This is a genomic window from Snuella lapsa (assembly GCF_039539345.1).
Lineage (GTDB): Bacteria > Bacteroidota > Bacteroidia > Flavobacteriales > Flavobacteriaceae > Snuella > Snuella lapsa.
Genome location: NZ_BAABCY010000040.1, coordinates 49344 through 75540, shown reverse-complemented (window position 1 = coordinate 75540; position 26197 = coordinate 49344). Strand labels below are relative to the sequence as shown.

20 protein-coding genes are annotated in these 26197 nt (G+C 35.3%); 12 read left to right on the top strand and 8 right to left on the bottom strand.

Annotation, left to right across the window (positions count from 1 at the left end; all coding sequences use genetic code 11):
- Nucleotides 1–30: 30 nt before the first annotated feature.
- The 7 genes from ABD792_RS08940 to ABD792_RS08910 all read left to right on the top strand — a co-directional run bounded on the left by ABD792_RS08940 (nucleotide 31) and on the right by ABD792_RS08910 (nucleotide 9615).
- The gene (locus tag ABD792_RS08940) at nucleotides 31–1821 is read left to right on the top strand and encodes an OstA-like protein (RefSeq protein WP_345005573.1); all 1791 of its coding nucleotides are present in this window, start codon (nucleotides 31–33) and stop codon (nucleotides 1819–1821) included.
- Between the two features lie 2 nt (nucleotides 1822–1823).
- Nucleotides 1824–3014: an aspartate aminotransferase family protein gene (locus ABD792_RS08935; RefSeq protein ID WP_345005572.1), complete on the top strand. Its 1191-nt coding sequence runs from the start codon at nucleotides 1824–1826 to the stop codon at nucleotides 3012–3014.
- 153 nt (nucleotides 3015–3167) lie between these two features.
- Nucleotides 3168–4556: a tetratricopeptide repeat protein gene (locus ABD792_RS08930; RefSeq protein WP_345005571.1), complete on the top strand. Its 1389-nt coding sequence runs from the start codon at nucleotides 3168–3170 to the stop codon at nucleotides 4554–4556.
- Between the two features lie 202 nt (nucleotides 4557–4758).
- Nucleotides 4759–5679 (top strand): polyprenyl-phosphate transporter, encoded by a 921-nt coding sequence (locus tag ABD792_RS08925; protein ID WP_345005570.1) that lies wholly within the window; start codon nucleotides 4759–4761, stop codon nucleotides 5677–5679.
- Nucleotides 5679–6698, top strand: a complete 1020-nt coding sequence (locus ABD792_RS08920) for a DUF368 domain-containing protein (protein WP_345005569.1) — start codon at nucleotides 5679–5681, stop codon at nucleotides 6696–6698. Before ABD792_RS08925 ends, ABD792_RS08920 begins: the two co-directional genes overlap by 1 nt.
- A complete protein-coding gene (locus ABD792_RS08915; protein ID WP_345005568.1) occupies nucleotides 6691–7431 on the top strand; it encodes a shikimate dehydrogenase family protein in 741 nt (246 codons plus the stop codon). Before ABD792_RS08920 ends, ABD792_RS08915 begins: the two co-directional genes overlap by 8 nt.
- Before the next feature lie 108 nt (nucleotides 7432–7539).
- On the top strand, nucleotides 7540–9615 hold the full coding sequence (locus tag ABD792_RS08910) for a DUF349 domain-containing protein (protein ID WP_345005567.1): 2076 nt from the start codon (nucleotides 7540–7542) through the stop codon (nucleotides 9613–9615).
- 75 nt (nucleotides 9616–9690) lie between these two features.
- Here the strand turns inward: ABD792_RS08910 and mqo are convergent, their stop codons facing one another.
- The 3 genes from mqo to ABD792_RS08895 form a co-directional block, all read right to left on the bottom strand.
- A complete protein-coding gene (mqo, locus tag ABD792_RS08905) occupies nucleotides 9691–11043 on the bottom strand; it encodes a malate dehydrogenase (quinone) (RefSeq protein ID WP_345005566.1) in 1353 nt (450 codons plus the stop codon).
- Nucleotides 11044–11213: 170 nt separating this feature from the next.
- Nucleotides 11214–11987 carry a nucleoside triphosphate pyrophosphohydrolase gene (mazG, locus tag ABD792_RS08900; protein WP_345005565.1) on the bottom strand — a complete coding sequence of 258 codons (774 nt, stop codon included), beginning with the start codon at nucleotides 11985–11987 and terminating at the stop codon, nucleotides 11214–11216.
- Nucleotides 11988–12258: 271 nt separating this feature from the next.
- Complete coding sequence (locus ABD792_RS08895; protein WP_345005564.1) at nucleotides 12259–14526, bottom strand: aconitate hydratase; 2268 nt, start codon at nucleotides 14524–14526, stop codon at nucleotides 12259–12261.
- Between the two features lie 475 nt (nucleotides 14527–15001).
- Here ABD792_RS08895 and ABD792_RS08890 point away from each other — a divergent pair, with 475 nt between their 5' ends.
- Both ABD792_RS08890 and ABD792_RS08885 read left to right on the top strand, forming a co-directional pair.
- Nucleotides 15002–16147 (top strand): hypothetical protein, encoded by a 1146-nt coding sequence (locus tag ABD792_RS08890; protein WP_345005563.1) that lies wholly within the window; start codon nucleotides 15002–15004, stop codon nucleotides 16145–16147.
- Nucleotides 16137–16733 carry an SCO family protein gene (locus ABD792_RS08885; protein ID WP_345005562.1) on the top strand — a complete coding sequence of 199 codons (597 nt, stop codon included), beginning with the start codon at nucleotides 16137–16139 and terminating at the stop codon, nucleotides 16731–16733. Before ABD792_RS08890 ends, ABD792_RS08885 begins: the two co-directional genes overlap by 11 nt.
- A 126-nt stretch (nucleotides 16734–16859) precedes the next feature.
- On the opposite strand, the gene ABD792_RS08880 is transcribed toward ABD792_RS08885, so the two are convergent.
- From ABD792_RS08880 to ABD792_RS08865, 4 genes are read right to left on the bottom strand one after another with little or no spacing between them, the layout of a single operon-like run.
- On the bottom strand, nucleotides 16860–17813 hold the full coding sequence (locus tag ABD792_RS08880; RefSeq protein ID WP_345005561.1) for an AAA family ATPase: 954 nt from the start codon (nucleotides 17811–17813) through the stop codon (nucleotides 16860–16862).
- A 4-nt stretch (nucleotides 17814–17817) separates the two neighbouring features.
- Nucleotides 17818–19194 (bottom strand): peptidylprolyl isomerase, encoded by a 1377-nt coding sequence (locus ABD792_RS08875; RefSeq protein WP_345005560.1) that lies wholly within the window; start codon nucleotides 19192–19194, stop codon nucleotides 17818–17820.
- Nucleotides 19195–19234: 40 nt separating this feature from the next.
- Nucleotides 19235–20089, bottom strand: a complete 855-nt coding sequence (locus ABD792_RS08870; RefSeq protein WP_425568136.1) for a peptidyl-prolyl cis-trans isomerase — start codon at nucleotides 20087–20089, stop codon at nucleotides 19235–19237.
- Nucleotides 20089–22044 (bottom strand): peptidylprolyl isomerase, encoded by a 1956-nt coding sequence (locus ABD792_RS08865; RefSeq protein WP_345005558.1) that lies wholly within the window; start codon nucleotides 22042–22044, stop codon nucleotides 20089–20091. Before ABD792_RS08865 ends, ABD792_RS08870 begins: the two co-directional genes overlap by 1 nt.
- 221 nt (nucleotides 22045–22265) lie before the next feature.
- Here ABD792_RS08865 and ABD792_RS08860 point away from each other — a divergent pair, with 221 nt between their 5' ends.
- The 3 genes from ABD792_RS08860 (at nucleotide 22266) to ABD792_RS08850 (ending at nucleotide 24630) form a co-directional block, all read left to right on the top strand.
- Nucleotides 22266–22502: a hypothetical protein gene (locus ABD792_RS08860; RefSeq protein ID WP_345005557.1), complete on the top strand. Its 237-nt coding sequence runs from the start codon at nucleotides 22266–22268 to the stop codon at nucleotides 22500–22502.
- 50 nt (nucleotides 22503–22552) lie between these two features.
- A complete protein-coding gene (locus ABD792_RS08855; protein ID WP_345005556.1) occupies nucleotides 22553–23887 on the top strand; it encodes an alpha-L-fucosidase in 1335 nt (444 codons plus the stop codon).
- Nucleotides 23888–24045: 158 nt separating this feature from the next.
- Complete coding sequence (locus ABD792_RS08850) at nucleotides 24046–24630, top strand: phosphatase PAP2 family protein (protein WP_345005555.1); 585 nt, start codon at nucleotides 24046–24048, stop codon at nucleotides 24628–24630.
- A 76-nt stretch (nucleotides 24631–24706) separates the two neighbouring features.
- Here the strand turns inward: ABD792_RS08850 and guaB are convergent, their stop codons facing one another.
- Nucleotides 24707–26179, bottom strand: a complete 1473-nt coding sequence (gene guaB / locus ABD792_RS08845) for an IMP dehydrogenase (protein WP_345005554.1) — start codon at nucleotides 26177–26179, stop codon at nucleotides 24707–24709.
- Between the last annotated feature and the right edge of the window lie 18 nt (nucleotides 26180–26197).

Here is a 26197-nt window from a genome sequence, read left to right as displayed (position 1 = left end):
GTTATTTTTGTTGCCACAAATAAGTATACTTTGAAACTATCATATCTTTTTTACGTTATAACAATCCTTAGCCTAACTCTTTCTATTAAACTTGATGCACAGGAAAAGAAAGTCATTGAAATCCCGTATTCGGGTTTTTTAACCTTTGATGAAGAAAAATATCCCGGTGCCAATGTTTTTACCCGAGACGACTCACAACAAGTTCATATTGTACACGGAAGCATTAATCTATGGTGCGATAAAGCTATACACTACGGCTCTGAAAAATTTATAGAAGCCTATGGCAACGTAAAAATGATTCAAGCAGATACCATAACCATGACCTCCAAATATATAGAATACAGTGGCAAGTCTCTACTAGCCTATGCTAGTGGAGAAGTAGTACTAAAGGATCCCAACTCTACGGTAACATCAGACACGCTGTATTTTGACCGTGTAAAACAACAAGCATACTATAGAACAGGAGGCAAAGTAGTAAAAGATTCATCTGGAACCATAACCAGTAAAATAGGGCGCTACTACATGAATCAAAAAAAATACCAGTTTGTTACCGATGTGGTACTAGTTAATGAAGAAGCAACAGTAAAATCAAACTTTTTCGATTTTTACTCCGATACTGGACATGCATATTTATACGGGCCATCAACCATAACAACAAAAGAGAGCCATACCTACTGTGAAAAAGGATTTTACGACACAAAAACCAAAATAGGTCACGCTATTAAAAAAGCCCGGATAGACTACGACAACCGTATTGTAGAGGGTGATAGTTTATATTTTGACAATACCAAAAGTTTTGCTTCGGCTACTAACAACATTACCGTTACAGACACCATAAACAATAGTATCATAAAAGGACATTACGCTGAAGTATTTAAAGAAAAAGACTCCGTCTTCATTACAAAAAAAGCCTTAGCCATAAGTGTTCAGGAAAAAGATTCCATTTACATACACGGCGACACCTTGATGGTTACTGGCAAACCAGAAAAACGCATTACCAGAGCCTTTAGAAATGTAAAAATTTATAAATCTGATTTAAGTGGTAAGGCAGATTCTATCCATTTTAACCAACAAACAGGTTTAATGCAGTTAATTAATATTTCCCGTTCTGCAGCCAATGATGCCTTTACCAAAAAACGCAAACCCGTTCTTTGGAACTTAGAAAACCAAATGACTGGAGACACCATTCATTTAATATCCAATACCAAAACGGAAAAGTTAGACTCCCTGATTGTTTTTAATAACGCCTTTATTATAAGTAAAGACACCCTTAGTGACGATGGGTACAACCAAATAAAAGGCCTTCGATTGGTTGGATTATTTAATGACGAAAACACCTTGCGCAAAGTTAACATCAACAAAAATGCCGAGTCTATCTTTTACACGCGAAACGAAAAACAAGAATTAATAGGGATAGACAAAGCCAAATCGGGAAGCATTTACATGCTATTTTCTGAAGGGGACATCGAGGAATATACTAGGTTAAATCAAACTGACGGAGGCTTATACCCAGAGTCCAAATATCAGGAAAAAGACAAGCTACTAAAAGATTTTGATTGGCGTGAAGAAGAACGCCCAAAAAGTGTCGACGATTTATTTAAAGACGATCCGCCATTAAACCTTCCTAAAATAAAAGGTTTAGAAGACTATGTACCTCAAGAGGAATTCTTTGACGACGCTATGGTAGAACGTATGGAAAAAGCCGATAGTGAAGCTAAAACCAAAGAAGATGAAGACCCAAAGGCCTCACGAAGGTTGCCGCAACATATTAAAGACCAACAAAAGGCTAAAGACTCCTTAAAAAACAAAACGAGCAAATAGCCATGACCTCAGACTTTTTTAAATACCAAGCACAAACATCCCCTCATCCCCTTTCTCTAGAGATCTCCCATGCAGAAGGGTCTTACATATACGATACCAATAACAAAGCTTATTTGGACTTTGTCGCTGGTGTTTCTGCCTGTACCCTGGGACACAAACACCCAAAAGTAAACGCGTCTATCAAGGAGCAACTAGACAAATATTTACATGTTATGGTGTATGGCGAGTACATCCAAAAAACGGCTGTGCAGCTCACCAAACTATTAGCTAAAAATTTACCAGCTCCTTTAGAAAAAACCTACCTAACAAATTCCGGAACCGAAGCCATCGAAGGCGCATTAAAACTAGCCAAACGAGCTACGGGCAGAAGCGAAGTAATCGCTGCACATAAAGCATATCACGGCAATACAATGGGATCCATGAGTGTGATGGGGTTTGAAGAGCGCAAACAAGCATTTAGGCCCTTAATACCAAACACACGCTTCATCGCTTTTAATGATACAAACGATTTAAAACACATTACATCCCAAACCGCTTGTGTTATTTTAGAAACCATTCAAGGTGGAGCTGGCTTTATAGTACCAGAAAATGACTATCTGGAAAAGGTTAAAGAACAGTGTACAAAAGTTGGAGCGTTACTCATTTTAGATGAGATCCAGCCAGGCATAGGTCGTACTGGAAAACTTTTTGGTTTTGAACACTACAATTGTATCCCTGATATTTTAGTTAGTGGCAAAGGTTTAGGAGGCGGACTACCTATTGGAGCCTTCACAGCTTCGAGCAAACTTATGGACTTACTTCAAGACCGCCCCAAACTAGGGCATATTACCACGTTTGGAGGACATCCGCTTATAGCCGCCGCAGCTCATGCTACGCTTCAAGAAGTCCTAACCAGCAACCTAATGCAGAAAGCTCAGGAAAAAGAAGCACTTATCCGTAAACTTTTAATCCACCCGCTCATTAAAGAAATACGAGGAAAAGGATTAATGTTGGCTCTTATTATGCCTTCATCTACTATTGTAAATGACTTAATTCTTAACGCTCAAAATAAAGGATTGATATTATTCTGGTTACTTTTCGAGCCTAAAGCCGTAAGAATTACCCCGCCTCTTACCGTCTCAAATGATGAAATTATTAAAGGGTGTGGCATCATTATTGCTATTCTAAACACAATAAACCAAAAGCAACAATAAAACATAACACACTAACAATCAAACAAAAACAAAGAAAAGTAAAAATAAAACTAACACCTGTTCATTACTTTGTTAAAAACATTTGAGTAATTCTTCTAAAAAAATGCTTTAGAACCTTAAATTTATTAAGGTAGAAACAATACCATTGTGCCTATGGAGTTTAGTCCCGAAGACAACAATAATTTGCCTCTTACCAAGTTCGAATCTATGCTAAAAACAAACCACGTTTTGTTTTTCGATTCCGAAGAGTTTGAGAACATAATACATCATTACTTAAACCAAGGTAAGATAGCTTTAGCAAAAAAAGCTATTAAGTTAGGCTTAGATCAACACCCGTCGTCTATTAACCTGAGACTTTTTAAAGTTGAAGTTTATGTTTTTGAAAATAAGCTTATAGAAGCAGATACGTTACTAAACGAACTTTATAATTTAGATCCAACCAACGATGAGATCTTTATTCAAAAAGCCAATATATTATCGAAAAAAGACGAACACCAACAGGCTATCAATGTGCTTAAAAAAGCATTAGATTTAACTGATGACGTTGCAGACCTTTACTCTTTAATTGGTATGGAATATTTATTTCTGGATCAGTTTGAAGAGGCTAAAATGGCTTTCATGAAGTGCTTAGAAGAAGACATAGAGGATTACTCCGCTCTTTACAATGTTATTTACTGTTTTGAGTATTTGGACCAAAGCGATGAGGCCATTAGCTACCTTAATATGTTTTTGGACAAAAGTCCTTACAGTGAAGTTGCTTGGCACCAACTTGGCAAACAATATTACAATCTGAAAAATTATAAAAAATCGTTAGCTGCCTTCGATTTTGCCATTATTTCAGACGACACTTTTGTAGGGGCATATCTTGAACGCGGTAAAGTACTTGAAAAATTAAACCGCTTTGAAGAAGCCATAGAAAACTATAGTATAACATTAAAGTTAGAGGACCCAACATCCTTTGCACTGCTACGTATAGGACATTGTTACGAAAAATTAAGAAAAGACGATTTAGCTGTTCAATATTTTTATAAAACTGTTCACGAAGACCCTTTATTAGATAAAGGATGGATAGCCATTACCAAGTTTTATAACCGAAGAAAAAATTATAAAAAAGCACTATACTACATAAACAAGGCAATTAACATAGATACAGAGAATGTTATCTACTGGAAATTATACTCGCAAATAAACCATAGGCTCAACTATTATGAAGAAGCCGAACGTGGCTATAAAAAAACATTAGAACTGGGAAACTACGAACTAAACACTTGGTTATCCAGAGGCGATTTGCTTATTAAACTAGGTGAACCCGAAGCAGCTATTTACAATTTTGAACAGGCTGTTGAGTTTTACCCTGAAAATGCTGAATTAGAATTTCGTTTGGCCGGTCTTTACTTATCGTTAAATGAAATTGACAAGGGTACATTTCATTTAAAAAACGCACTCGATTACAACAGAGAGTACAGTTTTATTATCGACGAGCTCTTTCCAAAAGTTTCCAATAAAAAGCTCGTAAAAAACCTACTAAAAGCGAATCTATAAACTAAGAGACTGTTTAGATTTTCCTTTCAGTTTTGTTATGCTTTTTTTTGGGCATTTTTCGTTATGAAAATCCTTATCTGGCTCTGTTAAATTCTGGTTTTAAGCCTTAGTTTATATCTATAACAAATTTGAAAAACGCGCCACAAACTGTCTCTAAGGTTTCATTAAAATGCATACCTTTGATTTTTGTTAAAATCAAAATATGCAACGACGTTTATCCAACTACTTAACCATTACTTTAAAAGGATTGGCAATGGGTGCTGCCGATGCTGTACCGGGTGTTTCAGGAGGAACAATCGCCTTTATATCAGGCATCTACGAAGAACTTATTGAGACTATTAGCAATGTAAACGGGTCACTCTTTAAAACACTGTTCAACAAAGGCTTTAAATCATTTTGGATACAGTTAAACGGAAGCTTTATTGTAGCTCTCCTAATAGGAATTATTGCCAGTTACGTTTCATTCATGAGGATTGCAAAATATTTATTAGAATACCACCCTGTTTTAATCTGGTCATTCTTTTTTGGCCTTATTATCGCAAGTATTTATTTTGTTGGTAAACAAATTACTAAATGGAATATCTCCACTATAATTACATTAATTATTGGCAGTGCCATAGCCTATTATATAAGTGCCCTTCCCATAATTAGTGCAAGCACCAGTACTTCATTCCTGTTTTTTGCCGGGGCAATTGCTATTTGTGCAATGATATTACCAGGTATTTCCGGGTCTTTTATCCTTATCATCCTTGGCGCCTATAAAACACTTAGTGATGCTATTCATGATTTTGACATTAAAAAACTACTCATTTTCATTACAGGTGCAGTTTTTGGATTACTAAGTTTTAGTCATATCTTAAAATGGCTTTTCAAACACTACCACAATATTACACTGGCTTTACTCACAGGTTTTATCTTTGGTTCTTTAAATAAAGTTTGGCCCTGGAAAGAAACCCTTAGCTGGCACACCAACTCAAAAGGTATTAAAACGCCACTTTTACAGGAAAGTGTGTCTCCATTTGCTTTTAGTGGAGAACACCAAATTGGATTTGCTGTAACACTAATGGTTCTGGGATTTTTAACTATTTTTATTCTTGAAAAATTAGGATCTAAAAAACAATAATGCAAAGTACTAGAACACTTACCGATAGAATATTTCTTGTTCTCAAAGGATTGGGTATGGGAGCGGCCAATAAGGTTCCTGGTGTCTCTGGTGGTGTTGTTGCTTTTGTTGCTGGTTTTTATGAAGAGTTTATTTATTCTCTGCAAAAAATAAACAGAAAAGCCTTTAAACTACTTTTTAACGGACGGTTTAAAAGCTTTTACAACTATGTTAATGGTCGTTTTTTAAGCCTGCTCTTCTTTGGCATGATTGTAAGCTACTTTAGCGTATCCAAAGCTTTAGATTATCTTATTAAACATTATGAACTCTATGTATGGAGCGTATTTTTTGGTATGATCATTGGCTCTATCTATTATATAAACAAAGATTTTAGGGATTGGAATTACAAAACATACAGTTCCTTGGCAATTGGTATAATAATTGGATTGAGTATCAGCTTTTTGAATCCAGCCAAAGAAAATGACAATCTATGGTTTGTATTTTTTTGTGGCATAATAAGTGTATCGGGCATGACCCTTCCTGGGTTTTCTGGTTCTTTTATCTTAATTCTTCTGGGAAACTATGTACTTCTATTGGTCGATTCCGTTAACGCACTATATGATACCTTCTACGAGATTATTAAAGGTGACTTTGGCTTTATTGACAATGTAGAACGCTTGCGAATGCTTAAAGTTTTAGCTGTTTTCACATTAGGATCAGTTACAGGACTAGTAACGTTTTCCCATCTGTTAAACTACATTTTAAAACACTATAAAAGCATTACACTTTCCGTCATTATAGGCTTCATTATAGGCTCTCTAGGCGTGGTATGGCCATGGAAAAAAACAATTTATAAAATGCAGAACGACGGCAGCTATCTGCTGGATTCTGCTGGAGAAAAAATAATAGCGAACTACAAACGCTATGTCCCAGATTTACAGGGTGAAACCTATTACGCCATTGGCTTTATAATACTGGGGATAGCCATTGTACTAGCACTAGAAATTTACGGACAAAAAACCAGAAAAATACATGATTAAAAAATTAGGGCTCTTAGGTAAGAATATTTCATATTCATTTTCAAAGACATATTTTAAACTAAAGTTTGAAGAAGAACAAATAGCAGACACCTCCTATGAGAATTTCGATATAGAATCTATTGACTTATTTCCAGAAATCATTAAAAATACGGAAGGACTAAAAGGTCTAAACGTAACCATTCCCTATAAAGAACAAGTTATCCCTTATTTAAACAAAGTAAATAAAAAGGCAAAAGCCATAGGTGCAGTAAACACGATTAAGATCACAAAAAAAGGTAAACTTGTTGGCTACAACACCGATTGCTATGGTTTCAAAAAATCTTTGAAACCTTATTTAAAAAAACATCACAAAAAAGCTTTAATATTAGGGACCGGTGGTGCTAGCAAGGCTATTGCCTATAGCCTTAAAAAGCTAGGCATAGACATTAGCTATGTATCCCGAAAAGCTTCTAAAGGTGTGGATTACACCTATACTTCATTGACAGAAAACGATATTAAATCGCATCAATTAATCATAAATTGTACACCTTTGGGCACCTTCCCAAACATCGACAATTGCCCAGATATTCCATATAAAGCCATTACCGAAAAACATATATTATTTGACTTAATATACAATCCCGAAGAAACTAAATTTCTTAAATTAGGAAAAATGGCTCATGCTACGACCGTTAACGGTTTGGCCATGTTGCAATTTCAGGCCGAAAAAGCCTGGTCTATATGGAATTCCTAATTAAAACAAATAAATAAACTATTAAAACGCTACTACTCCTTTGTAAATAATAGAGTTGTTAGTATATTTAAACTTTGAAGAAACTTAACGAACCTAAACATTTTTAAAATGTCTGAGATAAATAATACGCATAAAGCAGAAGAAAACGAGAGCGTTAATCCCCCTGCAAATCCATCTAATAATGACGATGTAACGAATACTTCCCAAGTTGACAAGAAGAAGGACGCAGAAACAGATACAACCACAGAAAACCATCTTGAAGTTGTACCTGAGACTAGTACTTCTGCCGATACTGCTCAGACAGATCCTACACCTAGTTCAAGTACTTCCGATGTGCCCGATACAACCAATAATACAGAGGAAGCTAAAGACGAAGAAGGACACGATGAAATTCTTAATGAAATAGATGAATCGAATGCCGAAGATGCTGAAGATGAAGGCAATAAAGAACGTCATACCATTGAAGTTAAGGAATACGACAAAATGTCTCTCGAATCCTTGGCAATTGAGCTTGAAAACCTTCTAAAAAAAGAAAAAGTACAAGCTATAAAATCGCATGTAGAAAGTATAAATTCTGAGTTTAAAGCTAAATTTCAGGAACTGCTCGACGAAAAAAAAGAAGAATTTTTAAATGACGGTGGAAACGAAATTGATTTTTACTATTCATCTCCTATCCAAAAACGTTATAAAGAGGCCTACAGGGATTACCGTGCTAAACTTAATGAGCACTACAAAAACATCGAAAAGAACCTTAAACAAAATTTAGCTACTAAACTTGAAATTATTGAAGAACTTAAAGGGCTTATAAACGTTGAAGAAAACATAAACACAACATATAAGCACTTTAAAGAGCTACAAGAACGCTGGAGAAACACCGGTCCCATTCCAAGAGATAAATACAACAATGCCTGGAACAGCTACCACCATCATGTAGAAATGTTTTATGACTTTTTGCATTTAAATCGTGATTTAAGGGACTTAGACTTTAAACACAATCTAGAGAAAAAGCTCAAAATCATTGAGCGAGCTGAAGAATTAGCTAAAGACGACAATGTGATGCGTGCATTTAGGGAGCTTCAAGAGCTTCACAAAATGTGGAAAGAAGAATTAGGTCCAGTTGGCAAAGAACATCGTGAAATTATATGGCAACGCTTTAAAGCTGCTACAAAGGCCATTAACGACAAACGGCAATTGTACTTTCAAGATCTTGATAAAGTTTATGAAAAAAACCTCGATAAAAAACTTGAAATTATTGCCAATATTGAAACAATAAATGAACAAGGAGCCAGCTCCCATAATGGTTGGCAAAAGAAAATTAAAGAAATTGAAAGTTTAAGAAACGACTTCTTTGATGCTGGAAAAGTCCCCTTGAAAGTAAACGAAAGTACTTGGGCAAAGTTTAAAGATGCCGTAAGGCGTTTTAACCGTCAAAAAAATGCCTTTTATAAAAACTTAAAAAAGGAACAGTACAACAACCTCCAGAAGAAATTAGAACTTGTTAAAATAGCTGAAGATAATAAAGACAGTGAAGACTATGAGGTAACCACCTCTTTGATGAAAAAAATCCAAAGTGACTGGAAAAAAATTGGTCATGTTCCCCGCAAAGACAGCGATAGGATATGGAAGCAATTTAAAACTGCCTGCAACTACTACTTTGATAGGTTACATGCCTTAAAAAATGCAGCTAGCAAGGAACACTTAGAGGCATTTAACAAAAAACATGAACTTCTGGAAACGCTAAAGGTTTTAAAATTAACTGGTGACAAATCCGCAAACTTGGATACAATAAAGGCCCATATAAATGAGTGGAAAAATTTAGGACGCGTACCAAACGACAAGCGCTATATTGAAGGCAAATTTAACAAAACTATAGATGAATTGTTGTCCAGTTTAAATATGGACAAGAATGAAATTGAAATGATCAAGTTTGAAAATAAATTAGAAAACTTAAATAGCGGTGATTCTGACGACACAAGTAACTTGGATAACGAACGTTCGTTTATTCGTAAGAAAATAGACGAAACCAAGCACCAGATCAATCAATTGGAAAACAATCTGCAATTTTTTACTAACGTGGACGACGACAATCCATTGGTTAAGGAAGTGCTAAATAATATTAAAGCCCACAAAGAATCTTTAAAGCTGTGGAAATCCAAACTTAAAAAGATTAAAGAACTTTATTAGAACAAGCATGTCGAATGAGGTCTTAAAAAGCTATTTATTTTGTTATTCAGAATAAACTTTTAAGACCTCTTTTAACTAGAAACATTTTTCAAGAACATTTTTCATTACCGAGTAGGACGTAGAGGCTCCTGGCGATGCTCCTAAAAGTGCAGCAATCGTTTTATCTTTGGATACTATAATTTCAGTACCAAACTCCAACTTACCAAAACCTTTTTTATTACGCTTAATAATTTGCACCCGTTGTCCGGCCACGACCATTTTCCAGTCATCATCGTTAGCTTCAGGGTAAAATTCGCGTAACATCTCCATACGGTCCTTAAAACTCAGGCTTACCTGTTTAACAAGGTATTTAACTAATGGTAAGTTTTGATACCCTGCTCCTAAAAGACTCATAATATTGTCGAATTCAACAGATCGAGGCAAATCAAACATAGAACCATGCTTTAAAAACTTGGTAGTAAAGCCTGCAAAAGGCCCAAACAACAACTCCTTACGTCCATTGATCATTCGGGTATCCATGTGCGGCACCGACATAGGTGGCGAACCTTTTTTAGCTTTTCCATATACCTTGGCTTCATGTTTTTCAATAATTTCAGGATTTGTACAACGTAACCACAAACCACTTATTGGGAAACCTCCATAACCTTTGGCTTCCTTTATGTTCGACTTTTCAAGTAACGGTAAAGTGCCCCCTCCTGCTCCTATAAAAACATAATTCGTAACCAATTTCCAATGTTTACCAACATTCTGTCCCTTAATGCTTAATAACCAGCGTTTATTGTTTGTTTGCTGTAAATTGTAAACATTACTGTAGTTTAGTAATTGTACATTATCCTGTTTAGCCAAAAAACGAAAAATTTGATCGGCAATTTCCCCAAAGTTCACATCATAACCATCCTCAAAATAAGTTGCAGCTACTTCTTTGGTTTTGCTCGGCCTTCCCTCCATCATCAACGGTATCCACTGCTTTATTTCTTCAATATCCTTAGAGAAAACCATCTCCTTAAAATGAGAGATTTCTTTTAAAATTTGCCATCTTTTTTCTAAAAAAGCCACATCCTTTTTCCCTTGAACAAAACTAATATGGGGAACGGCATGTATACATTTAGAGATATTATTAATATATCCCTTCTCGGCACAATCCCTCCAAAAACCCAAGGTCTCTTTAAATTGTTCGGCTATTGTAATCGCCTTTTGGGAGTCTATTATTCCTTTTTTCTCTGGTGTATAGTTCAATTCACAATTACCAGCATGTCCTGTTCCGGCATTATTCCACGCCTCCGAACTTTCCTCTGCCATTTTGGGAAGCTTTTCAATAACTGTGATCTTTTTTCCAGGAAATTTTTCAAAAAGCAATATTGCCAATGTGGCACTCATTATGCCGCCACCTATAAGTACAAATTCTGAATGTTTTATTGTTTTAGCCATTTTTGAAACCTTGTTTTTTATAATCGGCTGCAAAGATAGTCCTTTACAAAACTATTAGAATCGATACTTATCGCTATATTTTCTATTTTTAGGTATTAAAATTAATGTGGGACAATATTTAAAAATATGACAAAATTATACCCACTCACGAATCATTTTTTTAAAGCTTCCTAAAGTCTTTTCGCCTCTTCCCAAAACACGTCCATTTCGGCAAGGGTCATTTCTTTTAGTGGTTTATTTAAACTTTTAGCTTTAGATTCCAGATATTGAAATCGCTTTGAGAATTTCTTATTTGTACGCTCTAATGCATTCTCTGGATTTATATTTAAAAAACGTGCATAGTTTACCATTGAAAATAGCACATCTCCAAACTCACTTTCCATACGATCTGCATTTCCTATTTGCACCTCCGCTTTTAATTCACTGAGTTCTTCTTCTACCTTTTCCCAAACTTGATGCGGTGCTTCCCAATCAAAACCTACACCTGCAACCTTCTCTTGAATCCTATTTGCCTTCACCAATGCTGGAAGACTATTGGGAACGCCCTCTAAAACGCTTGTTTTCCCTTCTTTTAATTTTAATTTTTCCCAATTACGTTTAACATCCTCTTCGTTATTAACTGTAACATCTCCATAAATATGAGGATGCCTACTTATTAACTTTTCACAAATACTATTGCACACATCGGCTATATCAAAATCAGCTTTTTCACTACCAATTTTTGCATAGAAAACAATATGAAGCAAAACATCTCCCAGTTCCTTTTTAACTTCTTGTAAATCGTTGTCCAAAATAGCATCACCAAGCTCATACGTTTCTTCAATGGTAAGATGTCGTAAACTTTCCATTGTTTGTTTTTTATCCCAGGGACACTGCTCTCTCAACTCATCCATGATGGTTAACAATCTATCAAAGGCTTTTAATTGATCTGCTCTTGAATTCATATATCAAATTTTGGTAAAAATACAATTATATTGATTCAGTATGTTGAACTCATCTTGACTTTTTGTTTTTAACCGAAAATGATATCAAATTTGTTCAGATGAGGCACTTTTTGAAAGTCATAGCATTGCTACGAGTAAAAAAAGTAACGAAATATGAGCAGATTTGAGTCATTTTTTAGGAAACAGAAAAAGTCAAGATGAGTTCGTTATAAAACAAAAAATCCAGCTATTTCTAACTGGATTTTTTTATCAATAAATGCAAGCACAATTACTAGGCATTTTGAAGTTTTATTAAGTTAAGGGCAGAACCAGCCTTGAACCACTCAATCTGAGCTTCGTTATAGGTGTGATTAACCTTAACAATGTCTTTGCTTCCATCGGCATGCACCACTTCAAGCGTTAATTGCTTACCTGGAGTAAATTCATTTAAATCCAAAAAGTTAAAGGTGTCATCTTCCTGAATCAAATCATAATCATTTTCATTTGCGAAGGTTAAACCTAACATACCTTGTTTTTTAAGGTTTGTTTCGTGTATACGGGCAAACGATTTTACGATAACAGCTGCAACTCCCAAATGTCTTGGTTGCATTGCTGCATGCTCTCTTGAAGAACCTTCTCCGTAGTTATGGTCTCCTATCACAACCGTTTTAATACCCGCTTTTTTATATTCACGTTGTGCATCTGGCACACCTCCGTATTCTCCCGTTAATTGGTTCTTAACAAAATTTGTTTTCTCGTTAAAAGCATTTACCGCCCCAATAAATGTGTTATTGGCAATATTATCTAAATGTCCTCTAAAACGCAACCAAGGACCAGCCATACTAATATGATCTGTTGTACATTTTCCTAAGGCTTTAATTAATAATTTGGCACCCGTAATAGTATCTCCTATAGGCTCAAAAGGAGTCAATAACTGTAAACGTTCTGAGTCATCGGCCACATTAACCTGTACATTGCTTCCATCTTCTTCTGGGGCCAAATAACCATTATCTTGTACTTCAAAACCTTTTGGAGGTAATTCCCATCCTGTTGGTTCATCGAACATTACTTCCTCTCCATTTTCGTTGATGAGCTTATCGGTTAACGGATTAAAATCCAAACGTCCCGAAATAGCTATTGCAGCCGTTAGTTCTGGTGAAGCAACAAATGCATGAGTATTCGGGTTACCATCGGCACGTTTAGCAAAGTTTCTGTTAAACGAGTGTACAATACTATTCTTTGGCGCATTTTTAGGATCGCTATATCTAGCCCATTGCCCTATACATGGACCACAAGCATTTGTAAATATTTTGGCATCTAATCTTTCGAAAACATCAAGGATACCATCACGCTCTGCAGTATATCTCACCTGCTCGGACCCTGGATTTATTCCTAATTCTGCTTTCATTTTCAAGCCTTTATCCAACGCCTGTTGTGCTATTGACGAGGCTCGTGATAAATCTTCATATGATGAGTTAGTACACGACCCAATTAAGCCCCACTCTACTGCTAATGGCCAATCGTTAGCCTTTGCTTTTTCTGACATTTCCTCACCAACAGTTGTTGATAAATCTGGAGTAAACGGTCCGTTTAAAAGAGGGCCTAATTCAGATAGATTAATTTCAATAACTTGATCGAAATAATTCTCAGGATTTTCGTAAACCTCGGCATCAGCAGTCAAATAGGTTTTTACAGCATTGGCAGCATCAGCAACATCGGCTCTATCTGTAGAACGCAAGTAACGCTCCATAGACTCATCGTAACCAAAAGTAGAGGTTGTTGCACCAATTTCTGCTCCCATGTTACAAATGGTTCCTTTTCCTGTACACGACATGGATGTTGCTCCAGGTCCAAAATATTCTACAATAGCACCTGTACCACCTTTTACAGTTAGTATTTCTGCTACCTTTAAAATAACATCTTTAGGCGCTGTCCAACCAGATAATTTACCTGTTAATTTAACGCCTATTAATTTAGGAAACTTCAATTCCCAAGCCATTCCTGCCATTACATCTACCGCATCAGCTCCACCAACACCTATAGCTATCATTCCTAAACCACCTGCATTAACTGTATGGGAATCTGTACCGATCATCATCCCACCAGGAAAAGCATAGTTTTCTAATACAACTTGGTGTATAATACCTGCTCCTGGTTTCCAGAATCCAATACCATACTTATTGGAAACAGACTCCAAAAAGTTAAACACTTCACTACTTACATTATTTGCATGTACTAAATCTTTCGCAGCACCTTCTTTGGCTTGGATTAAGTGGTCACAGTGTACAGTTGTAGGTACAGCAACCTTGCTTTTTCCTGCTTGCATAAACTGTAACAATGCCATTTGAGCTGTCGCATCTTGACATGCTATTCTATCTGGAGCAAAATCTACATAATCTTTTCCTCTAACAAGTGCTTTAGTAGGTTTTCCATCCCAAAGATGTGAGTATAAAATCTTCTCAGACAATGTTAATGGTTTTCCTACAATATCACGTGCTATATCTACACGTTCTGCCATTTTGGTGTATACACCCTTAATCATATCGATGTCAAATGCCATATAATATATTTTAAATTTCCTATTTTTTAAAAGTTTTGCAAATTACAAAATTTATACAAACTATAAAGGGTTATAAAGCTATATAGATTAAAAGATGAATTTAATTTAAGAAAGGGGGATTTTAACAGAAATAAATTAACGTTTTGTTATTTTTTGTTAATGAAAATTAATTAATTAACAACACGTTTAACCAATATGCTCTTCCATCTCCTGTCATCCCGTAAATTAGTTATTGATTTTCAGAAATAAAGACAAGTGAATCTGGACAATACAGATACCAAATAGATAAAGCAAATACATAAAAGATGGTACGACAGGCCTAAAGTCTTAAAATTTTATAGCAAGACATGATACGGTGAAAACTCAAAGCTATAACGGCCTTAGAATTCTATAAAAATAATGCTTTGCTTTGTCTTGTTATAAAAACAATTTATCATAAAATTATTAGTAATTTTAAATCCCAATTGCATTCCGTATGGCTTTAAAGACATGGTATAAAACCGCTATAATCATTTTAATTGTAATAGGTACTGGAGGTATTATATACTATTTTAATCTATCTAACAGGCATAAAGCTATCGTAAAAACGCAGCTGCTCCATTTCTTTAATGTAATAGATTCGGACTGGGATCAAACACTAAGTGACAAAAGTTTAACACTAGAATCTCCTGCTCTATTGATCGACAATATCTATAAATCCATGGAAGGACCTAAAGCCTTGGAATATTTTTACTTTGATAAATCCAATCCTCAATTATTTTGGATGACAAATTTTAAAGTCTCTGCCAAAAACTTAGCTAACAAAACTATTTCCAATGATTTTATTTGCCATATGAACATAAATTACATAGAACAAGAACATCATGGTCGATGGCATCTTTTAGATAGGATAAACATGCAATTCCCTAGACTCATCTCATTATCTCATGGGGTTGAATCGATAAGCTTTCCAGATGGATTTGGGTTTCCCTTTTTTGGTGATGAACAGTTTTTTATTACTACAGAAACATTAAATCATAATGTTAAGGATTCTATTTTTCAGGTTAAACATGATATATCGATTGGTTATACTGCCAAAAAATTAAAACCTTTAATGCCCAGAACAATTTTTATGCAGCTACCATTCGATATCAATAAGCTCGATGATGCCGATATAAATGACATAGAACCTAATTCTTGTATTCCTGTTGAAACAAAAAACCTAACCTATTTTAACAAAAAGGGTCAAATACTCTCTGGGCATTGGAAAATAAACAAAGGGAAACAGGTGTTTACATGCAACGTTACTAAGCAACTTTCTCTTAAGGATACTTTAAGGCTACATCAAATAACACCTCATCTACACCCTTTTGCTGAACAGTTTACTTTAAAAGATTTAACAACCAATGAAATACTATATAATTGTATTGTAACAAACCACAGGAATCGCGTAGGGCTTAGTGATACGCCTGTATTCTCTAGTAAAGAAGGGGTGTTAATGTTTCCCGATCATATCTATGAGCTAATACTTACTACCAACAATACCTCCGATGAAATACAGGACATGATGGCTAGTATGTTTTTATTTTTTTACGATAAGGAAATGGCTGTAAAAACAAAGAACTACTTGAATGTTAATTAGAAGCTTCCTTATCTGTATGGTGTCATTAAATCTTTCCTGTACCTCAAAAACACAGCTCCCAGTTCTAAGCAATTATATTGACAATAATGGTAAAAAGGTAAATTACCGCATTGAAAACTTTGAATTTAAAAATCAATTAAACCTTAAGGTTACAGAAAAAAACACCAAGGAAAAAGTCTATGTGGCTAACTTTTTCTTCACCCGATGCCCTAGTATCTGTCCAAAAATGAAAACAGCTTTAACAGGTATTGCCCATACATATAAAGACATTGATGATTTTATAATACTTTCATTTAGCATAGACCCTAAAAACGATTCCGTTCCTATATTAGAAGCTTATGCCAATAGCACAGGAATACCACATCTAAAATGGCATTTTCTTAATGGAAATAAAAATCAGCTTGACCACGTAGCGAAGTTATTTCGAACTAGTTTTGAACCTTTAAATTACGGTATTGATTTTTACCACTCTTCGTTTGCCGCGTTGGTTGATAAAAACCAAGAAATAAGAGGTTTTTACAACCTTTTAGATCAACAATCTATTACCAAGCTTATGGAGGCTATCGACTTTTTACTCGATAATTGAGATTAAGAAACTGTTTCTATTTTAGCGTAAACAGATATAGTCAAACAAATATTCAAAAACTTATTTTCGATACTAAATTCTTCCAGAATTTCGAAGTGACATCAGAACAATTAAACATCGTTCACTTTAAAATAAATCTTTAATGATTTGATCTTCGCTGATTCCCTCGGCTTCTGCCTTGTAATTTTTAATGATACGGTGTCTTAATATACTATGGGCAACCGCTTGTACGTTTTCAATATCTGGGGAGAATTTACCGTGAATAGCTGCATGTGTTTTTGCCGCCAAAATTAAATTCTGCGAGGCCCTTGGTCCGGCTCCCCAATCGATATATGTTTTTACCAAATCGGTTGCTGCTTTACCATCGGGGCGTGTTTTGCCAACCATAGTTACAGCATATTCAATTACATTATCGGCTACGGGAATACGCCGAATTAAATGCTGAAAATCAACTATTTCCTTAGCGGTAAACAAGGCATTGATTTTACTTTGCTGGTCTGTTGTAGTTGCTTTAACAACTTCTACTTCCTCATCAAAAGTGGGATAGTTTAAGTTAATTGCAAACATAAAACGATCTAACTGGGCTTCTGGTAATGGATAGGTACCTTCTTGCTCAATTGGATTTTGTGTTGCCAACACAAAATAAGGCAAATCCAATTTATAATGGTGACCTGCAACGGTAACAGCTCTTTCTTGCATAGCTTCTAACAGAGCAGCCTGTGTTTTGGGAGGTGTCCTATTAATCTCATCTGCTAAAATGATATTGGCAAACACGGGCCCTTTAATAAACTTAAAATGCCTGTCTTCGTCTAAAATTTCACTGCCTAAAATATCACTAGGCATTAAGTCGGGTGTAAATTGAATACGTTTAAAATCCAGTCCTAAAGCTTGGGCTATAGTATTTACCATAAGTGTTTTTGCCAAACCTGGAACTCCTATAAGTAGCGAATGCCCTCCAGAGAAAATAGAGATCAATATTTGGTTTACAACATCTTCCTGACCAACAATTACTTTAGCTACTTCTGTTTTTAAATCTTTATAACGTTTTACAAATTGATTAACGGCTGCTACATCAGACATAGGCTTACTTTTTTAACCAGTTACTAGAAAACTCACAATCTCTGTAATCTCCCGATATCTTAATGTAAGTATCCATGATCTTTTCCTTCTGCCACTTCTCAATTGCTTTTAACTGTTTTTCCCTTAAGGCAAGCTCTTTAATTTTTAAATAATCACGGGCATAATCTGCTTCATGTTCATCAATCCTATCGGTAACCATTAATATTTTGTATTTAACATTACCTGAATTACCTGTTTCTGTTTGAATCAAACTTACCTCACCGTCCTTTAAATTCTGTATTTGTGTATACAGCTCGGTATCCATTTTAGTTAATTCAAAATTATAATCTTGTGTTTTCGGATTAATAAGTTGCCCACCGTCACCTCTGGTTTCTTTTTCATCACTGGCTTCTCTTGCAGCATCGGCAAAAGAGATATCACCATCTACAATACGTTGTCTTACTTTTTCAAGGCGATCTTTAGCTTCCTTAACAGCTTCGCTCGAAACTTTAGGTATTAAAAGAATGTGCCTAACGTCGTACTCTTGTCCTCTTACCTTTTCCAAGTAAATAATATGAAATCCATAATCTGTCTCAAAAGGATCGGACACCTCGCCTTCTTGAAGGGAGAAAGCAACTTGCCTAAATTCTTTAACCATTCTAGGTTTGGTTCTGTCCAGAGTATACTTACCTCCTTTACTTGCCGATCCGGGATCGTCGGAATACAATATAGCTTTAGATGCAAAACTGGCACCATTTTCAACAACATCGGCTTTAAATTGCTGTAAACGATCTACAATTCTTTGCTTTTCTTCTTCCGACACTTTTGGCTCTGCTACAATTTGCGCTACCTTAAGCTCTGTACCAAAAACAGGGCGGTCTTCTTTTGGTATTTTATTAAAGAATACCCTAACTTCTTCGGGGGTTATCTCAACTTCTTCAATAATTTTAGACTGCATCTCTCGTGCCAACATCCCTGCTTTATTAATCTCATACATTTCATCCCTAAAACTCTTTTCATCTTCTTGATCGTAAAACTTCAAAAGCCGTTCCATAGACCCGTTGGTTTGAGTCAAAAACTGTTCGATCTGGTAATCGACACTTCTACGAACTTCAGCATCGGCTACAACAATACTATCTTGAATAGCATGATGTTGGTAAAGCTTGTTCTCAAGGAGCATACCCATTATCTGACAATTATCAAGGCCTTCTACAGAGCCTCCTGCCGCTTTTATCTGTTCAAATTCCTTAGGAATGTCAGACTCTAAAATAATAAAATCGCCCACTACAGCTGCTACACCATCTACTTTTTGCCCTTGTAGCGCATTAACGGTAGCTTTTGCTTCCATACTATCTTCTTCAGCAGCTTCTTCAATAACCTCTTGAGCTAATATGTTGTGCATTCCCAATAAGGTAACACATAAAAAAATGAAATGTTTCAAATTAATTATAGATTTCAAATTGTTTATTTTTAATTGCATCTTTTGTAATGTCTTTTTCTAATTCCTTAATAAGTTCAAGCTTTCTTTTGTTAATAACGATTTGATCTATGGTTGGCTTTACATATTCCAACGGAGCCGTATCGTTTCGCATCAAAACATCATTAATTTGCATCAAATATACTCCTAATGAATCTTTGAGCTGTATAAAATTAGTTTTTTTTAACAGTTGGTTTTTATTTTCTGAAGTTATGACTGGAATTTTATCAATTACCTGACTTACTTTTATCCAAATGGAATCGTTCAACGAATAGGATTTAAATTGAATTGATATGGAATCCAGTTCTTTTTTATCGTCAGGACTAAAGCGTTTAAATTTTTTCTCTATGTCTTTAAAATCGATAATTTTCTCATCAACATTAATGTAACGAAACTTTATAAGTTCTTCGTTTAACTTAAAAACCTCTTTATTGCTTTCGTAATAAGTCTTTGCTTCATCATAGGTAACTAATGTATCGATGCTTCGTTTTACCAAGGCTTCTATATATGCTTTTGTATATAAATCACTTTTATATTGTTCTACCAGTTTATTAAAGGTTTCCTGCTTAGTTTCACTTAAATTAAGCTTCGCGCCATCCATAAACAATTGTTTTGTCGCCCAACGATTAATAAAATTTTGCACCATAAGTGTACTATCTGCTTTCGGCGTCCCCTGAGAAACCAAATTCTTTATATCATCATAATATAAATAGGTTTCATTCACTCTAGCTACAGGAACACGGTCATCTGTTTCCTTAAAAAAAGTACAGGATGTTACTGCTAGCAATAAGAAAACAACAATGGTTATATTTTTTTGCACTATTGACTTTTAATTTGAAGTTTTACTTTTTTTAATGCCTCTTGATTAATGGTTACCTTAAACTTATCCCTCAACTCCTTAACCCATTTAGATTCTTTGTAAATCTGATAATCTGAAATTACCGACCCTTTAGCTTCATCAAAAGTTTTTTGGGCTTCTGGCAAAACTTCTTTTACCTGAACTACAACAAAGGCATCATGGTGACTGTATATTTTAGACATTCCATTTTTAAACACAAAGCCCTTTGGTAGTGCCTGATGTGATGCATCCATAACTCCTGAAGTGAAAATAACCTGGATAGTATTGTTACTGTTTACAAGATTTTTTATTTGATCCACTGGTAAGCCCTTATGCAATAATTTAGCAACCTTTTTTAAAGCCTTTTGGTTTGTTGACGTCGCAACAATTGCATCTACTCGTTTGGGCAATACATACTTAGTTTTATGTGAATTGTAAAAATTCTGTAGATCAAGTGAATCTGATTCTGATATGTTCCAAATGTTAGATTCCATTAAATCAAACAATAGAAGTCCATCCCTATACTCACTAACCACAAAAGCATACTCTTCGTTTTCTTCTTCTAAATGATCCTCTCTATATTTAATAAGCTGACTATTAAAAAAGTTATTGTATTTTTTGGACACAATAGTAGAAAATGGCATCCTTGGTTCCATTTGTCTTTGCGCTTTCAATAAATACTCTGCGAAATCTTTATAAGTAAACTGTCTGTCAACAATTTTAACTAAGGGTTTATTAGCTATAAAATCGCTTGGCAGTGTCCATGTACGCTTAAAATAATCCTCATTTAAAATAGAAACAAAATAACTTAAATCGGGCTGATGATCGCTTATGTTATACCTTTCTTTAAGGTCTTCTATTAGTGCTTCATCTATTAGTCTAGAGCGATCATCTCTTTTTACACGCATTTCCAGTTCTGACTTAAGTTGCTCAAAAGGCCGAATAGGCTTTTTGTCATAAAGTTTTACAATATGCCAACCAAATTCTGTTTTAAAAGGAGATGACACATCTCCAATATCAGCCAAACCAAAAGCTTGATCTTCAAACTCCTGAGAAGTTAATTGTCCTCCAGAAAATGGTTCTAGCATTCCGCCTCTGGATGCTGTACTTTTATCATCAGAAAATTGTTTGGCCAATGATTCGAAATCTTCGCCTTGTTCAAACTTTTTATATATTTCTTGGATACGGGGTTCGGGCGTCATATTAATCGTATCCTTCTGCTTGTTAGCAATCATAATATGGGCTACGGTTACTTCGCCTCGGGATTTACGTTTGTCGAATACTTTTAGAAAATGATAGCCAAAACGGGTTCTAAATACTTGTGATATGCCGCCTACTTTGGTATTATATGCTACATTTTCAAATTTATAAACCATTTTAAAACCAGAAAAGTAGCCAAGAGATTCACCAAAAATAGTTTGACCATTGTGAACTTCCTTTCTAACTCTTTCAAATCCTTCCTTTAAAGCCCTGTTACGTAAGTTAACAGCTTCGTTAAAGGCTGCCAATGTATCTTTGGGGCTTGCATTTTCAGAAACCTTAACTAAAATATGGTTAGCTTTAACATCGTAAGAAATCCTATCGTAAGCCTCGCTTATCAAAGCATCGGTAACCTTAGCATCTGTTATATAGCCCTGCACCAACTGCTTTTTATAATTTCTAAGTTCTCTTATATAAGATGGCTTTTTATGCAACCCCAGTGCTCTTGCTTCCTTGAGTTTTAACTTGTAATTAGTGAAAAGGGTTAAATACTCGTCAACATCCTTTTGGGATTCGTCCTGAACCAAATCTAGGTTCTTGTTATAAACCCTCAAAAATTCAGAAATGTAAACTGGTGTATCGTCCACCATAAATAGTATATCCTCTTGCTGCTTTTGCGCTTCAAGGTTTGACAAAAACAGAACACCACATATAACAAGTAAATACCTTAACTTCATTTAAATCTATCTCTTTTAGGGTTAGACAACATTTATTTAACGATTATTAAATATTTTAATCTAAGACCAATACTGTTTAGAATTAAAAAAACCATACAATAGCTACAAAAATACTAATATATACCTATAATACAAGCTGATTTAATAAACGGTTAAAAAGCAAAAATATTACGTTGTTAAAACACATATCTTTGCACTTATAACACTCTTAATAAAGTACCATGAGAAACCTCAAACTTATTTGGGATTTTTATGGGCCTGAGGCCCTGAAAATTGCCGAGCATCATGAAATTCATTTAAAAGAGTACATCCAAATTAAAAACTTAAACATATCTGTTACTGGGTTTGAAAGTTTAAACGACACACACGCAATAGCTTTTTTGGTTGTTAACGAAGATAGCATGAAACCTATACGTGATGCTTTGAGGCCTCATCGTGGTCAGATATATCAAGAGTAGTTTAACAATTCGAAATTTGAATTGTATCTTTATACTTTAAATTTTAAAAAATGACTTATAAAAACTCTTTCTTACTCCTTTTTGTACTGATTTCCTGTTCTTTATATAAAATAACTGCCCAAGAGCAAGAAATACCCAAGGCAGAACGCCTTGCGTGGTTTAAAGATGCCAAACTGGGTATTTTTATACATTGGGGTATTTATGCTGTAAATGGTATTGACGAATCTTGGTCTTTCTTTAATGGCTATATTTCCCATGATGACTACATGAAACAGCTTAATGGATTTAATGCAAAAAATTATGATCCAGACTATTGGGCTTCCTTAATTAAGGAAAGTGGCGCCAAATATACAGTCATTACAACCAAGCACCACGATGGAGTGGCTTTATGGGATACAAAACAAAGCGACTTGAATACGATTGATAAAGCAAAAGCTAAACGTGATTTAATAAGTCCTTTTGCAAAGGCTGTTAAAAATGAAGGTTTAAAATTGGGGCTTTATTACTCCTTATTGGATTGGTCTCATCCCAATTATCCAAATTTTACAAGAAACAAAAAGCGTTATAACGACGATGCTGATCGTTGGGAAAAGTTTAGAAAATTTAATTTCGGGCAATTAAAAGAATTAACCCACTACAACCCAGATTTATATTGGTTTGATGGAGACTGGGAACAATCGGCTGAAAACTGGAAAGCCAAAGAAATCCGTAATTTATTACTCTCTAAAACACCGCACACTATTATAAACTCGCGACTTCAGGGTTATGGCGATTATGCAACACCTGAACAAGGAGTCCCTATCGCCAAACCAGACAACGAATATTGGGAACTTTGTATGACCATGAACAACTCGTGGGGCTACCAACCTAATGACACTGCCTACAAAAGCACTAACCAAATAATTAGAATATTGGTAGATTGTATTAGTATGGGGGGCAATTTACTTTTGGACATTGGCCCTAAACCAGATGGCACCATTCCTAAAGAGCAAGTTGAAATATTAAAAGGCTTAGGACGTTGGACAAACAAACACAAAGCTGCTATTTATGGAACTCGCGCCGGTATACCACATGGGCATTTTAACGGGTATACAGCCTTATCTAAGGATAAAAAGATTTTATATCTATATGTAGATAACAAACCGAATGGGCCTTTACTAATTAAAGGATTAAAGAATAAAGTAAATCGTATTTGGGTTGTAGGTAATGGCACTAAACTTCCTTACAAAGTAGTGGGCAAACAATATTGGAGCGCTGTTCCTGGATTACTTTACATCGATTTACCAGAATCGGTGCAAGACAAGGATGTTACAGTTATAGCGGTACTTTTAGATGGTGAAGTTGATCTTTATAGTGAAGCTGGACAAAAAATTGAAAGTAATTAAATAGCATTAAAAAATTAAAAAGAAGCAGGGATCTCATTATGTTTGGTCTCTGCTTTTTATTTTAAATCATTAGAACCTAAAAATCATTGAAAGCAACAAATTAATGTACAATAAAACATATCAAAAAAAGTTTCTATAAAAAACAATTCGATAATGCTATGAAGCTGAATTTATTATACGTCTTCGCTTTTGTTGTATATATATTTTCAGCACAGATAGTATTTTCGCAAGATATGAATACCGGAACCCATGAAAAATGGGAATATGTTTTAGAAGGTACTGGAGACATACTGCAATTAGCAATTCCAGCCATTGCATGTACTACGACATTAATTAAGAAGGATTGGGAAGGCTCCAAGCAATTTGCCTTATCTTTCGGCACCAGCTTAATTATTACGCATTCATTAAAAAAAATAATTCGGAAAGAACGCCCCGAAGATCGAAACTTATTTGATGCTTTTCCATCGGGACATACCTCTTCAGCATTTTCTGGAGCATCTTTTATACAGCGCCGTTATGGTTGGAAATATGGAAAATGGGCCTACTTAGGAGCTATAACCGTTGGTATTAGTCGCATGGAAGGGCCTGATGGCTGGCATGATATATGGGATGTTTTAGGAGGTGCCATTGTTGGTATTGGAAGCACTTATATATTTACTTCTCCATACACTACAGAACACATGGAAATCACTTATTCCACCAACAACAGCAACTATATGATTGGTTTTCGAATGAGGTTCTAATATTTAAAAAAGCAAAAAGGCATCAAACTATAACCATTAGATGCCCTTTTATGAATATCATTTTTTATAAAAGAAACTACCTTGAATAATTAGGCGATTCTTTTGTAATCGTTACATCGTGTGGATGGCTTTCGTTAATACCACTGGCAGTAATCTTAACAAACTGTCCCGTTTCCTTTAAAGTCTCAATATCTTTAGCACCACAATAGCCCATACCTGCTCTCAAACCACCAATAAATTGATGAATACTTTCATACAAATCGCCTTTATATGGTACACGTCCTACAATGCCTTCTGGCACTAATTTTTTAATATCGTCTTCTACATCCTGGAAGTAACGGTCTTTACTACCTTCTTTCATAGCCTCTACCGATCCCATACCTCGATACGATTTGAATTTTCTTCCTTCGTAAATGATGGTTTCTCCCGGAGACTCTTTTGTTCCTGCTAAAAGCGACCCTAACATCACGCAATCGGCTCCTGCAGCAATAGCCTTAGGGATATCACCTGTATAACGAATACCACCATCGGCAATTACAGGAACACCACTTCCTTTAATAGCTGCAGCTACTTCCAATACTGCAGAAAACTGAGGAAAACCAACTCCTGCCACTACACGTGTTGTACAAATAGACCCTGGCCCAATACCCACTTTTACAGCATCAGCTCCAGCTTCTACCAAATATTTGGCAGCTTCTCCGGTTGCTATATTACCTACTACAATCTCTAAACTTGGGAATTTTGCTTTTATCTCTTTTAGGACTCCCACAACACCTTTTGTATGTCCATGTGCCGTATCAATAACCACTGCATCAACACCTGCGTTTACCAAAGCCTCTGCTCTTATAATGGCATCGGCTGTTACACCAATTGCTGCGGCAACGCGTAAGCGACCATATTCATCTTTATTGGCATTTGGCTTTTGGCTAAGTTTGGTAATGTCCCGAAATGTAATAAGTCCAGATAATTTATAATTATCGTCTACAATAAGTAGTTTTTCTATTTTATGCTTTTGAAGAATTTCTTCTGCATCCTTTAATGAAGTTCCAACAGCTGCAGTTACTAGGTTTTCGCTAGTCATAACCTCAACAATAGGCTTCCTGTTATCATGCTCAAAACGCAGATCCCGATTGGTAACAATACCTTTTAATGTTCCTGTTTCATCTACAATAGGAATACCTCCAATGCCATGCTCTGCCATATATTGTTTAGCATCAATTACATTGGCCGTAAGTGGCAAGGTAACAGGGTCGATAATCATTCCACTTTCTGCACGCTTAACCTTTCTTACTTTTAAAGCTTGTGCTTCAATAGTCATGTTTTTATGTAAAACACCAATACCTCCTTCTTGTGCCATGGCAATAGCCATTTTACTCTCAGTTACGGTATCCATTGCTGCCGAAATAATTGGGACATTAATGGAAATATTACGCGTAAATTTTGTTTTAATACTTACTTCTCTTGGTAAAACTTCAGAAAAAGCTGGAACTAAAAGGACATCATCATAAGTTAATCCTTCTCCTACTATTTTGTTTTGATGTGCAGTCATGATGCAATTACGATTATA

Excerpts from the sequence above, each read along its gene's own strand:
- ABD792_RS08890 (WP_345005563.1), top strand. The coding sequence starts at position 15,002 with ATGGCTTTAAAGACATGGTATAAAACCGCTATAATCATTTTAATTGTA.
- ABD792_RS08875 (WP_345005560.1), bottom strand. The coding sequence starts at position 19,194 with ATGCACAACATATTAGCTCAAGAGGTTATTGAAGAAGCTGCTGAAGAA.
- ABD792_RS08865 (WP_345005558.1), bottom strand. The coding sequence starts at position 22,044 with ATGAAGTTAAGGTATTTACTTGTTATATGTGGTGTTCTGTTTTTGTCA.
- mqo (WP_345005566.1), bottom strand. The coding sequence starts at position 11,043 with ATGGCTAAAACAATAAAACATTCAGAATTTGTACTTATAGGTGGCGGC.
- ABD792_RS08860 (WP_345005557.1), top strand. The coding sequence starts at position 22,266 with ATGAGAAACCTCAAACTTATTTGGGATTTTTATGGGCCTGAGGCCCTG.
- ABD792_RS08910 (WP_345005567.1), top strand. The coding sequence starts at position 7,540 with ATGTCTGAGATAAATAATACGCATAAAGCAGAAGAAAACGAGAGCGTT.
- guaB (WP_345005554.1), bottom strand. The coding sequence starts at position 26,179 with ATGACTGCACATCAAAACAAAATAGTAGGAGAAGGATTAACTTATGAT.
- ABD792_RS08885 (WP_345005562.1), top strand. The coding sequence starts at position 16,137 with ATGTTAATTAGAAGCTTCCTTATCTGTATGGTGTCATTAAATCTTTCC.
- ABD792_RS08895 (WP_345005564.1), bottom strand. The coding sequence starts at position 14,526 with ATGGCATTTGACATCGATATGATTAAGGGTGTATACACCAAAATGGCA.
- mazG (WP_345005565.1), bottom strand. The coding sequence starts at position 11,987 with ATGAATTCAAGAGCAGATCAATTAAAAGCCTTTGATAGATTGTTAACC.
- ABD792_RS08915 (WP_345005568.1), top strand. The coding sequence starts at position 6,691 with ATGATTAAAAAATTAGGGCTCTTAGGTAAGAATATTTCATATTCATTT.
- ABD792_RS08920 (WP_345005569.1), top strand. The coding sequence starts at position 5,679 with ATGCAAAGTACTAGAACACTTACCGATAGAATATTTCTTGTTCTCAAA.
- ABD792_RS08850 (WP_345005555.1), top strand. The coding sequence starts at position 24,046 with ATGAAGCTGAATTTATTATACGTCTTCGCTTTTGTTGTATATATATTT.
- ABD792_RS08930 (WP_345005571.1), top strand. The coding sequence starts at position 3,168 with ATGGAGTTTAGTCCCGAAGACAACAATAATTTGCCTCTTACCAAGTTC.
- ABD792_RS08935 (WP_345005572.1), top strand. The coding sequence starts at position 1,824 with ATGACCTCAGACTTTTTTAAATACCAAGCACAAACATCCCCTCATCCC.
- ABD792_RS08880 (WP_345005561.1), bottom strand. The coding sequence starts at position 17,813 with ATGTCTGATGTAGCAGCCGTTAATCAATTTGTAAAACGTTATAAAGAT.
- ABD792_RS08925 (WP_345005570.1), top strand. The coding sequence starts at position 4,759 with ATGCAACGACGTTTATCCAACTACTTAACCATTACTTTAAAAGGATTG.
- ABD792_RS08855 (WP_345005556.1), top strand. The coding sequence starts at position 22,553 with ATGACTTATAAAAACTCTTTCTTACTCCTTTTTGTACTGATTTCCTGT.